Origin of the sequence: Mucilaginibacter kameinonensis (assembly GCF_003675385.1) — a bacterium.
Classification (GTDB): Bacteria; Bacteroidota; Bacteroidia; order Sphingobacteriales; family Sphingobacteriaceae; genus Mucilaginibacter; species Mucilaginibacter kameinonensis.
The window spans coordinates 914,317-927,065 of sequence record NZ_RCWZ01000002.1 but is presented as its reverse complement, the minus strand read 5'-3'; the positions used below and the strand labels follow the sequence as shown (position 1 = coordinate 927,065).

Here is a 12,749-nt window from a genome sequence, read left to right as displayed (position 1 = left end):
TGCATAATTCCAACAAAAAATGGGGCAGTTACCTGAATAAGGCACTGCCCCATTTTAAAGGACAAATGTAATAAGCAATTTGGATTTAATATCTAATAATAAGTATTATCCATAAATTTAATTTAAGGAAATAATTATTAATCCGTATTGTTTTTCCCGCCCCTGAATATCATTCTTAGCGCCTGATCTCTTGTTAAAAAAGCCACTGCCCAGTTATACAAGGTTTTAATTTTATTATTATAATTTACTAATGATATCAAATGAATAAATAACCATACAAACAACGCGGCAAAACCACTTAAGTGTACTTTATGCTTAAACAGGTCAACAACAGCATTATGCCTGCCAACTATGGCCATATCACCTCTGTCAAAATATTTAAAAGGCTTTATATTTTTACCTTTTGCCATGGCTATAAAATTTTTAGCCGTATTGCGCCCCATTTGTATAGCCACCTGCGCCAGCTGCGGGTGCCCTTTAGGATAAACCGGATCGGTCATCTGTACACTTATATCGCCTATGGCATAGATATCTTCCAGATCTTTCACCCGGTTATATTCGTCAGTTATCATTCGGCGGCCAATACCCAAACTTGTGGCGGGTATACCTTCAAAGGTATTGGCAATGATACCGGCTGCCCAGATCAGGGTTTTAGCTTCAAGCGTTTCGCCATTGGCAAATGTTACCACACCATTGCTAAAATCACTCACATGGGCATTTAACTTAACTTCAACACCCAAATCAATAAGCGCCTGGCGGGTTTCGCTATGAGTTTTATCACTCATTGGAGCAAGCAAATTGGGGCCACCATCAACTATATAAATTTTGCCCCTGGCATTAGTTAATTCAGGATAATCTTTTTTAAGGATATAGTTTTTCATTTCGGCCAGCATACCTGCCACTTCCACACCGGTAGGGCCACCACCGGCAACAACTATGGTTAAAAGCTTTTGGCGCTCAACCGAATCGGTAGTAATAGCCGCCTGCTCTATTGTTTTAATAAGGCTGTTACGCATGTATAGCGCGTCGTCAATTTCTTTAAGTGATATGGCGTTTTGCTTGATGCTTTCGATACCATAAAAATTGGTACTGGCACCGGCTGCAAATATCAGGTAATCATAAGTTAGCTCGCCATTGTTTAAATACAGGATCTTTGCCACTGGATCAACCTTAACTACTGAGGCCATCCTAAAACTTAATCTTTTATCTCTGAATAATTTACGGAACGGATAGCTAATGCTTGATGGCTCAAGGAAACTGGTTGCTACCTGGTAAAGCAGCGGCGTAAAATAATTGTAGTTATTTTTATCAACCAGGGTTACATCATAGTGCTTATTTTTATATAGTTGCTCGGCAACATTAAGACCGGCAAAGCCGCCGCCAACTATTACTATCTTTTTTTTATCGTTGTTGGATGTTATGCTTGTCATGATATTTAATATTTATAAGCGTTTTGCAGGCAGACGAAGCAGGAAAACATTGATTTCGAAAAAATATCCCGGCTTTATTTGCTTTGTTTTTCTACTATAAATTTACTGAGATTTATAAAAAACAGCCTCATCTTAGTGTAATTATTACACACTTAAAATCAACTTCATCTTCACTACTTTAACTACTCCAAACGAACACAAAGCTGCAAGTTAATCATCAATAAAAAAATGCCTAAAAGGCGGATAACCCGGTCGATTTTACTGTTGTATGCAATTAATGATCCGGGTATGACATACGGCAGGTTAAAGTGTAAACAAGGCCTTATTTTTAATCACCGCAGATACTACCGGGCACATAAAAACACAAGCATTTACTAAACTGGGCTATCCATTAAAAACAGTAAATTTAGTACCATGAAAATGATCCCACTTTTTAAATGCCGCGACCTGAAGCAGTCTGTAGGTTTTTATACCAATGTGCTCAACTTTAGGCTAAAATATCCTGAAGAAACAGCCGATGATGGCGTTGTTGACCTGATCAATGAATTTGGAGAATTGCAGCTAACGGTATATGAAAGCGACCGGCTGTTTGGCTCGGTGGTAAATGTTTGGGTTGATGATGTAGACGGTAGATTTAAATTTTATGTTTCCCGAGGACTGGATACTACAGAAAAAAAGAACTCACCTGTTCACCAGGGTCCAACCGACCAAACCTGGGGAACACGCGAGTTTTACGTTACCGATACAGATGGCAATACTTTACGTTTTTGCCAGCCGCAGCGATAAGTATCACTGAATTACTTTAACCCCGTCAGGGGCTTTAATAGTTGATTTTATCTTCCCGTTAGCTTGTTTATCGTGCCTGATCTTCACCACGCCGTATGGTGTTGGATACGCCCCCTCGGCAAAGCTTAAATCTCCTAAATGTGGTTCAATCTTAATAACCTTACAACCCGGTGCCACTACTTTTACACCAAGCACGTACTCTGTTAACCAAGGCGTTGGCCCCGATGCCCAGCCATGCGACAAGCTATGCCTGAAACCCTTGTAACAATAAGCGCCGTAATCGCCATGGATATCTTTTTTCCCCTCGGGTACCAATTCATCAATCCGCGAAGCGTTAGGTAACCAGTCGATATTAAAATCTTCCCAAAATGTGGTAGCGCCGAGGTTTAGCATCGGTCCCCAGAAATTGCGGATAGCATCAATCCCGCCCTGGTAATCGCCCGCTTTAGCTTTGGCCAGCAGCATATAGTAACCAAAAAAGGTTGAGTAATTATGTACCCCGCCAGCCGAAAGTATCTCATTGGCTTTTTGAGCAGGCAATAAACCCGATAGCCCCAATAAAGCGGCGGCTTGCTTTGAACCTCCTGCATCCGGCACGTTGGTTTTAAGTTTGGCAACAGCAGCCTCGCATTTTTTGGCGGTGATCGGATCGTTCAAAACTTTGCAAAGTTCGGCGCCGGCATTCAGGGTCATAACCAGCATGGCTTGTAAACCGGCATGGATAGCAGGCTTATTTTCGCTGGATGGCCAATCTAAAAACCTCCCAGCTCCATCAAGCTTCTCGCTGCCATTGGCATCAACCTGCACAGCATACTGGTTCAATAATTTAATCAGGTAAGCTTTTTGCTGTTGCAGATACTTGAGATTACCAGTATGCATATACCAATCCCGCTGAATCAGAATCCACCACATGGAGTACGATACCATGCCGTTCATATAGCCCGGCAGCGGGGTAATATCGCGGGCAAGGTCAAGACTTTTAGGAACAACGGGATTATCGCCAAAAACAGCGGCAATAGTTGATGTCTCGGGATGCATATCCCCTACCCAAACCAGCCTGTCACGCTTAATGCCATCCCAAAGGTAATCCTGCATATTGAGGTGTACGGTGTAAGCTCCGGTAAGCCAGATTTTATTAAGTAACGTATCGCTGCATTTAAACGAGCCCAGGTAAGGGAGATCCCGATAAACAAAAATAGCTCTCGCCTCTTTTAATTTCAACTGGCTGTTATCATCTACCAAATCAATCCGTACAAAACGGAAACCGGTATTACCGATTTCCAGTTTGCCCAGCCATGGCAGCGATACTATCATATCGCGCATGGCATGATCATTAGTTGCGCCTTTTATGGTATCGATATTAGACATAGCCTCGCTTGCCGATTCACCAAAACGAATGCGTACTCTTACCGGCTTTCCTCCCCTGGATTGATCTGTTACCAATTGCAGGCCACCATGCAGTTCTTTACCAAAATCAAGCAGTAAACCCGGTTTCCCCTTTTCATTACTTTGAAGAATGCAAAGGTCGTTCCCCGATAAATCTGCCTGTCCGGTGCCTTGCTTTAGTAGTTTTTCGGCATTGGAGATATTGTTTGCCGCGTCGGGCGATTTCCACAGTATGCGGACCGGCGAAAGATATTTCCTGACTGTCTCCGTTGATTGCGCTTCGGCAGATCGTTTAGCGTCAAAAACAGGTGGAAGTTTCTGGGCTTTACCGACTGAACAGGCAAGGGTTAATATAAGTATAGATAGGGTTTTCTTCACGTGATAATGTATTTTAAATTCTTGGATACTGCTTAAAAAAGGCATTGGAAGAGTAAAAACCATGTCATTGCGAGGAGGAACGACGAAGTAATCGCTTGCTATACAGGGCGGATATGCTTCCGTGCGATTGCCACGCTTCGCTCGCAATGACATAGTTGTTTTTATATACTCTCTTAATAAACCACCGCCCTAACAGTAACCGGCCCTGTCAGCCCCGAAGCTTCAAGCTGGCTTTCGGGCTTGTAAGGATTAACAGTTGTCCAAGTGTGACGTTCATTAGGCTGCAGCTTACTATCACCAATTAAGCGGTTAACCCAGGTGTTTACTACTTCAATATCTACGGTGTTACTGCCTTGCTTCAGTGCTCTGGTTACATCAAGCTGATATGGGGCCGTCCAAACGCCACCAACCGCTATGCCGTTCACTTTTACTTTAGCCATGGCTTTTACCTGGCCCAGATCAAGCAGCAGATGTTTACCTTTTTCTATCTGGGCTATATTAAACGTGTTATGATAAACCGCCGGACCCGAATAGTATTTAATATCATCCTCCGGTCTTAGTGTCCAGTCTATTAATTTATCAAAAGTAACAGGATTTGCCGGTCCCCATCTTTTCGGATCAAAGGTAACCTGCCATGGAGTATTTATATCAACCCAAACCTGCTGATCGGGGAAGTTTTCGCCTTTAGCTAAATTGGCGGCGGCTGGTTTTCTGAAAATTACAAATGCGCTTTGATACGCTGCCAATTTTAAAGGCACCGTAGTAATAGCCCCCTCCTGTTTATACTCGGGCAGGTTACGGCTGCTGCCTGTTGTAGAATCCCAAAGTTCAGGTGCTTTTCCCTGCACCCGGAAAGCGGCATTAATGTCAATATCCTGGCCTGTTTGGTTGGATACAAAATACACATCACCATCATTCAGTTTCCGGTGGATAAATAAAGCCTGACCAACAGTATTAAACTTACAATCAGGGGCAACTTTTAGCAGATCAAGCGCCTGCTGTGTATCCATACCGTTAATTACTATCCCCTTACCATACTGATGTGTTTTTACCGAAACGCTATCGATATTGCCCCAAAGTACGGAAGCCATTTTCTTGATTTCAGCATCGGCCGCACCGTAGTTTTGCAAACTTGGTGAGCGCTCCGGTTTAGGGCCTAATATGGCTAACCCATCGTTAACCAGCTTGGTGATAGTTTTCAGCAATTCAGGTCGCATGGTTGAGAGTTTAGGTAATACTAAAAGCTTATAGCTCATGCCTCCTGGCAATACCAGTTTGCCGTTCACAACTTTTGCACGGCCATTCAACACCTCGGCATTAATATAATCGAATGAGTAACCCTGCGGCAATTCCGGATCACGTACACCGGTCATCTTTGGTGCATCTTCACCTATAAAATAAGCCACATCGGCCACATAATTGCCCTGCCTTAGCATATAATTACAGCGCTTGATATAGCTGGTAAACATATCCATATCGTAAAACCAGGTATTGTTGCGGTTAAACTCGTTACCAAACCAGGCATTAGCTCCGGGTACCCTGTCATCAGCAGGTTGCGTTACATACACATGTAGCAGCGTGTTATTGATCCCCTCGGTAAAAAAGCGGTCGCCGCGCTGCTTCATCAAAGCTGGGTAACGCGAAAACGGGCCTCCCGCGCAGGTAAATGATTCGGCAGAAACCTTGGTTTTACCATAAATATGTGCCGACGATGAAGCCGCCCGGTTCTCGATATTACCCAGATCGCCCTCGCTCCAAAACTCACCACCTATCTCATCCGATTGGCCACCGTACTGCAAAAACTCGCCGGGAAAGCCCCAGTGTCCATAATTTTCGAGCCAGGTTGTAAGCCCCTGTTTATGACTGGCATCCCTCAACCCACCAACGTAATCATAAGCTACCCTATCAGCAACAAAACGGCGCAGGTCCCATAAAAACCTGTCACTTTGATCCTGGCTGCCTACTACACTGCCGTTAAGTACCGGCAGGTAAGGCAAGGCATCGTAGCCATATTTAGCCTTAAAGTTTTTGAGCATATCGTCCGTCCAGTTTTGGCTGCCGGTTTCGTAGCTGTCTTCAACAGCAACTTTAAAGCTTTTGCGATCGGCCGCGGGAATACGCTTTATAATTTGACCTAGGAAAGCGTCAAAATGTGATGCGATATGCTTTTTGCTCATCTTATCAATCTCAAGCCCGCGACCTTCGGGCGGTGCGGGGGCGTTGGTAACCTGCGTTGGCGTCATTCCGGTACGCATGATGATCCAGTTGCCGACTGGTACTTCCCACTTCAGGGTACCATCAGCCTGCATATATTTTGAGATATCTATAACCTTTTGTGGGTCGATGACATATTGCTGATCATTAACCACCGGTTGAGGTTTCCACTGATATTCTTTCCAGTAGGGAAGCGGTGTCTGGAACATTTTCGCCAACGTCTTTTCGGCATAATTTTCTACGTTGGGCGATGCCGAAATTTTGAGCTCGGCTATATCGCTGCCCTGAGAGCCATTGCTGAACACTATCCTGAAGCTTTGACTTGTTGTTGCCGGAATAGATACCGCGGCAGGCGAAAAAGGGCTAAAACCCACATTTAAATTGGTATTGCTCCTGTCAACCACAAAATGCTTAATGGTTTGATAGCTACCTGCAGCGTCGCGGGCCTGGATATCGCCCTCAAACCTCAACTCTTTATGCGCGGGGTAAAAAACAAAACTACGCGCCGTATAAGGCGAGGCGGCATCAATAGTCACCGTAGGCTTTGGATCATTGGGAATGGTATACACCGTGTTTTCGTTACCATCCATCAGGTTATTGGCGCGCGCATCAACCGGTAAGGAACTGATAAATGAGCTTGCCATTTGTTCACCGTAGCCCACAGGTGCAGGAAAGGCGATCACCTTTACATCCTGAAATTGTTTTTGGGGCTGATCCAGCTTTTTATCAAGGCTCACAGGCCCTTTAACCGTTATGTTTGATGAAGTCAGGTACCTCATAGACTGCTCCGGCTTAACCCATGGGCCACCAGACTGGCTCCAACCCGGACCATTGAAAACACCGATATCTATTTTGAGTTTAGTAGCCGTTTTAAGCGCCGTATGCATAATATCCCACCATTCGTCCGAAAACATTTTCACCTTACCATAAGGGATTTCATCCAGGCCAACGTTACCGATAAAAGCCCGGTTAATGCCAACCTTTTTCATCGATTCAAGGTCTTTAACCACGCCTTCCTTTGATACATTCCCGGAAATCCAATACCAGTATACACTGGTTTGCACCGAATCGGGCGTGGTTTTAAAGCCACTGTAAAGTGGATCGGTTTTAGGTGATCTGGTTTGGGCGAAGCTTTGGGCTCCAAAACCAATTGCATTGACCGCAAGTAATGTTAAGATGGCCCTTTTGTAGACATTTTGCATCAGGTAGATATTTTGTTTTATAAAGCTTTGTACTTCCATACTGTTAAGCAGAATGGTTGAGTTTGTACCCGGAAAAGCTGTTAAGTTTATAATTAAACAATACTAAAGCTTTAGATATGATTTGGCATCCTGTACTATCTTGCCTTTAAAATATATCATGTTATCAATTCAAAATTTATGGCTGCGTTTTGAAGTACTTTGAAAAAAACAATTTCCCAAACTTTTCATTTATCTTGGCTATGGTACCTGAGTTAGACAATTCAATAAAAGCGTAGCTGCTTATGGAAAACTACACCATAGTTATACTTATCCTCGCTATCATGATCGGCTTATCGGCTATTGCCAATAATATAAAACTGCCCTATCCTATTTTACTCATTGTAGCGGGAATAGCCGTTGGTTTTATTCCGTCTATCCCCAATATTGAGCTTAATCCCGAAATTGTTTTCTTGATTTTTTTACCTCCCTTATTGTATGACGCGGCTTTTAACATCTCCTATCAAACATTTAAAACCAATATCAACACTATAGGTACGCTGGCTATTTCGTTGGTATTTATTACAGCCTCAGGCATTGCAGTGGTAGCGCATTTCATGATACCCGGCATGACCTGGCCGCTGGCTTTTGTATTGGGAGCTATTCTTTCGGCTACAGATGCTGTTGCTGCCATGAGTATCACCAAAGGGCTCGGAATATCGCACAACACCAACACCATTTTGGAGGGTGAAAGCCTGGTGAATGATGCCTCGGCCCTTGTTGCTTATCGTTTTGCCGTAGCCGCCGTAACAGGCGCCGCCTTTATATTCTGGAAGGCGACCTTGCAGTTTTTTATATTGATGGCCGGCGGCTTTGTGGTTGGACTGGTCATGGGAAAAATATTGGCATTCATCATTAAGCGGGTACATAAAAATGATATGGTGACAGTTAGCTTTTTGTTGCTGATGCCATTTGTAACCTACCTGGTTGCCGAGCACTTTCACGTATCGGGAGTTATAGCGGTAGTGGTTTTGGGACTGAGCATTGCCCGTTTCAGCGCTAAGGTTTTCCCCGAAAAATTGAAACAGCAGTCCAAATCAATCTGGGATATCATCATCTTTTTACTAAATGGATTGATCTTTATTTTCATTGGGCTGCAATTCCCTTTCGTGATTAAAAACATCCCAAAGGCACAGGTATGGCCTTATGTGGGTTACTCTTTCCTGATTACTGTTGTTGCCCTGGTACTACGAATGGTACGTGTTTTTCTTCAAAAAGTAAATCTGCAAAATGCCTTCAAAAAGGGGAAGCATAAAATAACGATAGACGCGTTGCTTGATTTTAAAAGCAGTTTGATCATTAGCTGGTCGGGTATGAGGGGAATTGTATCGCTGGCTATTGCCATTGGCTTACCGGTTACTTTGGCCGATGGTAGTCCATTCCCCGAGCGCAATGCCATTATATTTATCTCGGTTGTGGTAGTGTTGTTTACCCTGATTGGCCAGGGCCTGACTTTGCCATGGATTGTAAAACGGCTTACTGATGAATAGCAGAACTCCAGATTTACGAAGTTTTGGAAACTTCGTAAATCTTCCCCTCCCACGCAGCAAATGACCTACTTAACCGGCAACTTAAAATAAAACGCTGAGCCTTTGCCATATTCACTGTTCACCCCTACTTCTCCGCCATGGCTTTCAACAATCTCACGCGAGAGGTATAAGCCTAAGCCATACCCTTTTGCACCGCCAGTTTTTTCATGATGAATACGCGAATAGCGGCAAAACAGCAACTTTTGATCGGCTTCTTTTATTCCACGGCCCTTATCCTCTACGGTTACGATAGCCTCACCGCTAACCATTTGACAGCCCAGGGTAATTACACTCTTTACCGGCGAAAACTTAACCGCGTTGTTCGCATAATTTACCAGCACCTGTACCAGTTTATCATAATCGGCAGTAACCCAAATTTCCTTTGCCTCTTTTACCTTGAATTTCCGGTCGGGATAAAGCACCATCATATTTGCCGTTACATCCTCGAGCAGTTCGCTCAAATCAAAATGGCTTTTTTGCAAACTAAGCTTCTCATCCTGTACCTGCGACAGTGTTAAAAAGTTATTGATCATCTGGGTCATGCTCACGGTTTGCTGATCTGCCTTGAGCATTTTATCTTCCAACGATTTGTTGTTTTCCATCCGCGCAACGCGGGCGGTATTCTGGATATAAAGTTTAATGGTACTCAGTGGTGTTCGCAATTCATGATTTAGGAAAGCCATCAAGTCATTCTTACGCAATTCCTCTTGTTTTGCGGCAGTAATATCTGTTAATGTGCCCATCATTTTCATGGCCAGACCATCACTGCAATAAAGCTTTCCGGTTATTTTGAGCCAACGGGTGTAGCAACTATCGGCGGTGTTGATGTGCAATTCGGCTTCAAATTCCTGCTGCATGCGGCAGGCTGTTTTAGCAGTATCTAAAACATGTTTCTGGTTCCACTGCACCAGCTTTTGCATCAGCATACCCAAACCAAAAGTACTGCTGCCTTTCATGCCTAAAAAGCCGCTGGCAACCGGGCATAAATGAAACTTTTTGTTGTATATCCCATAACTCCACATGCCTATCCCGGCGGTAGCCAATACGTTGGTAATGGCCATTTCGCGGGTGTGTACCCGTTCTGATATATCAACCAAAAAGGCATATTGGTTTAATACCTGCCCCGGAAGAACCGGCTCAATAAAATTATCAGGATTGCCAAACGCGGCAATTTGCGGATTAGCATTAATTAATTGTTGTGGGGTTGCGGTTAATGTTGCCATGAGCTTAGGGTAACAATTTTTGTTATCATAAAACTAAGGCTACTTTAAAGGCTTTGGCTTCGGGATTCGTTGAACGGGCAAAAACTGTCGGTGAAGGGTTAACAAGTAGAGACGCATTACATGCGTCTCCCGGCTTACACTGGTCGAAGTTTAGCGATAGCGTAACTTCGTCCCAAAACAAGGCAAGCTTTCAGCTTGACCCTGTAAAAAGTATTATGTAACTGCTTTGCTTTTATCTGCTAATCATTAAACGCGGAAGCAGGATGCTTCCACTATTTTAGGACGAAGTTACGCTATCGCTAAACTTCGACCAGTATTAGAATTCAATAAAAGGCTTTAAACCAGCGTACTATAAAAGCGCTTGGCATCATCAATGGCATTAAGGCACACCGCGGTGATATCGTTGATCAGCCTTAAAGTTTCGGTATCAGCTACAGTCGCCTGCTCAAGCTCATCTAAATCGGCTTCTAAAGCGGGCAGCAAGCCCATAATGGCTACCGTGGTTTTCATATTGTGCGCGGTGCTTTTCAGGCCCGCAAAATCCTCGGTACTGAACATGTTTTTGAGCGTGCTTACATCAGCTAAGGTAAGTTCAATAAATTGCGACGTTACCAGTTTTTCATAGTCGATATTCCCTTTACTGATATCTTTCATATAATTGAGATCAATAAATGGATAATCGTATTCATTTATTGCCGTAGCCTGCTCCTGCCGCGATGCGCCGGGCACAAATTTTAAGATGAGCTTAAACAGATCATCATCATTTACAGGCTTGGCAATATATTCGTTCATACCGTGGCTCAGGCATTTTTCACGTTCACCGGCCATAGCGTGGGCTGTCATCGCAATAATCGGTACATCCAGTTTCAGCTCATTGCGAATGTGATAAGTTGCAGTATATCCATCCATCTTTGGCATCTGGATATCCATGAGTACCACATTATAAGTTTCTGATTGCAGTTTGCTGATCGCTTCTTCGCCGTTTGATACCACATCAAAGGCAGCATCCCACTGGGTAAGCATATGCTTCATCAAACTTTGGTTCATAATGTTATCATCAACCACCAGAATATTTAAGTCGTGGTTTACTTTTACTTCCGAACCTAACGCTTCTTCATCAATGTGCGCGGTAACCTGGTCGTCGGCAATAATGTACGGGATATAAAAATTAAACTCGGTGCCTCTTCCGGGCTCGCTTGAAACTTCTATTTCGCCAAGCTGTAAAACAACAAGGTCTTTAACTATCGAAAGACCAAGCCCCGTACCGCCATAACTACGTGTAATGGAATCTTCGGCCTGATTAAAGCGCTCAAATATGGAGGCCAGCTTATCTTTTTGAATTCCTATGCCATCATCGGTCACACGGATACCCAGCTTTATGGTTTTACCCGCTGTTTGTTTACTATAAACCTCGACCCTGATACAACCATGCTCGCTAAATTTCAGGGCATTACCAATAAGGTTTACCAATATCTGTGTTAAACGTGTAGCATCGCCAACAAGGGTATCAGGCACATCTGAAGCAATTTTGCTGCTAAAAGTGAGACCTTTTTCCCTGATGCGTTCGTTAAACAAAGTTTCGATAGAGTCTATCAAACCGCGCACACTGAATGGCGATTGCACTATCCGCATCATCCCTGCCTCAATCTTCGACAGATCGAGAATATCATTAATAATAGCCAGCAGGTTCTCACCGGCCTTTTGGATCGAACCTACAAACTCACCTGCGTCCGGATCAATTTTACGACGTTTTAGCAGATTGGTAAAACCCAGTATTGAATTAAGCGGCGTGCGGATCTCGTGGCTCATATTTGCCAGGAAGTTCTCTTTGATCAGCAATGCCTCCCGTGCGGTTTTTTCCGATTCGTTAAGCCTGCTAATGAGCCTGTTTTGCTGCCTGAACTGATTAACAATAAACCAGCATAGAGTTCCGCCGCTCAAAAACATGAAAATCATCAGCATATTGCCGTACATCCTGGCCCGGGCACTGTTATCAATAACGTCCACACTTAGCTCATCCATCATTTTTTGACGATTGTCGTAGATCTTATGCGTTACTTCAGTGATTTCATTGGAGATACGGCGTGCGCCCGGATTAGCTATAAAACTGGTATCGTTCATATTACCAGTTTTATAGTAGTGTTTCAGCAAGTCGTTTTTAATCCTGACTTTTTCATCAGCTAAAATATTCAACCTATCAAGGTACTGCCTAACCGTAGGATTATGGTTTCCTCCACGAAGCGAGTCCAGGTAATCTTTAACCGCTTTGATCTTGGCGTCAACCCCCTCAAGGTGCGATATATCATCGGTGGCTATGGCAGCCCTAATCCGGGCTTCAACGCCGAGCAAATCGCGGTCAACTTCACGCAGGTGGTTACTGGTATGCAGCTCGCGCAACAGGCTCTCGTTGCCCTTACGCATCGATTGCATATTTTGCGAAAAATTATATTGAATAACCAGCAACAAAATTGTACCTGCTACAAATGATGCCAGTATGAGGTAAGCAAACTTTTTATTAGCCATTACTGATGACGCTGAACGCATTGGTGATAAGTAAATATGCAG

7 protein-coding genes are annotated in these 12,749 nt (G+C 43.7%); 2 read left to right on the top strand and 5 right to left on the bottom strand.

From position 1 onward, the window contains the following. Positions 1-137: 137 nt before the first annotated feature. On the bottom strand, positions 138-1,430 hold the full coding sequence (locus tag EAH55_RS10740; RefSeq protein ID WP_121809617.1) for an NAD(P)/FAD-dependent oxidoreductase: 1,293 nt from the start codon (positions 1,428-1,430) through the stop codon (positions 138-140). A 414-nt stretch (positions 1,431-1,844) separates the two neighbouring features. Between EAH55_RS10740 and EAH55_RS10735 the strand changes: the two genes are divergently transcribed. Beyond that, positions 1,845-2,216: a VOC family protein gene (locus tag EAH55_RS10735; protein WP_121809616.1), complete on the top strand. Its 372-nt coding sequence runs from the start codon at positions 1,845-1,847 to the stop codon at positions 2,214-2,216. 3 nt (positions 2,217-2,219) lie between these two features. Here the strand turns inward: EAH55_RS10735 and EAH55_RS10730 are convergent, their stop codons facing one another. Continuing rightward, a complete protein-coding gene (locus EAH55_RS10730) occupies positions 2,220-3,980 on the bottom strand; it encodes an alpha-L-rhamnosidase-related protein (RefSeq protein ID WP_244228155.1) in 1,761 nt (586 codons plus the stop codon). 173 nt (positions 3,981-4,153) lie between these two features. Then, a complete protein-coding gene (locus tag EAH55_RS10725; protein WP_244228153.1) occupies positions 4,154-7,435 on the bottom strand; it encodes a glycosyl hydrolase in 3,282 nt (1,093 codons plus the stop codon). Positions 7,436-7,677: 242 nt separating this feature from the next. Here EAH55_RS10725 and EAH55_RS10720 point away from each other — a divergent pair, with 242 nt between their 5' ends. Beyond that, on the top strand, positions 7,678-8,922 hold the full coding sequence (locus EAH55_RS10720; RefSeq protein WP_121809614.1) for a Na+/H+ antiporter: 1,245 nt from the start codon (positions 7,678-7,680) through the stop codon (positions 8,920-8,922). A gap of 65 nt (positions 8,923-8,987) precedes the next feature. On the opposite strand, the gene EAH55_RS10715 is transcribed toward EAH55_RS10720, so the two are convergent. Both EAH55_RS10715 and EAH55_RS10710 read right to left on the bottom strand, forming a co-directional pair. Next, the gene (locus EAH55_RS10715) at positions 8,988-10,184 is read right to left on the bottom strand and encodes a sensor histidine kinase (RefSeq protein ID WP_121809613.1); all 1,197 of its coding nucleotides are present in this window, start codon (positions 10,182-10,184) and stop codon (positions 8,988-8,990) included. 336 nt (positions 10,185-10,520) lie between these two features. Then, positions 10,521-12,728 carry an ATP-binding protein gene (locus EAH55_RS10710; protein ID WP_208644825.1) on the bottom strand — a complete coding sequence of 736 codons (2,208 nt, stop codon included), beginning with the start codon at positions 12,726-12,728 and terminating at the stop codon, positions 10,521-10,523. Between the last annotated feature and the right edge of the window lie 21 nt (positions 12,729-12,749).

What these genes read in the sequence shown, in the direction of transcription:
- EAH55_RS10740 (WP_121809617.1), bottom strand. Translation starts at nt 1,430, where the DNA reads ATGACAAGCATAACATCCAACAACGATAAAAAAAAGATAGTAATAGTT.
- EAH55_RS10735 (WP_121809616.1), top strand. Translation starts at nt 1,845, where the DNA reads ATGAAAATGATCCCACTTTTTAAATGCCGCGACCTGAAGCAGTCTGTA.
- EAH55_RS10725 (WP_244228153.1), bottom strand. Translation starts at nt 7,435, where the DNA reads ATGGAAGTACAAAGCTTTATAAAACAAAATATCTACCTGATGCAAAAT.
- EAH55_RS10720 (WP_121809614.1), top strand. Translation starts at nt 7,678, where the DNA reads ATGGAAAACTACACCATAGTTATACTTATCCTCGCTATCATGATCGGC.
- EAH55_RS10715 (WP_121809613.1), bottom strand. Translation starts at nt 10,184, where the DNA reads ATGGCAACATTAACCGCAACCCCACAACAATTAATTAATGCTAATCCG.
- EAH55_RS10710 (WP_208644825.1), bottom strand. Translation starts at nt 12,728, where the DNA reads ATGCGTTCAGCGTCATCAGTAATGGCTAATAAAAAGTTTGCTTACCTC.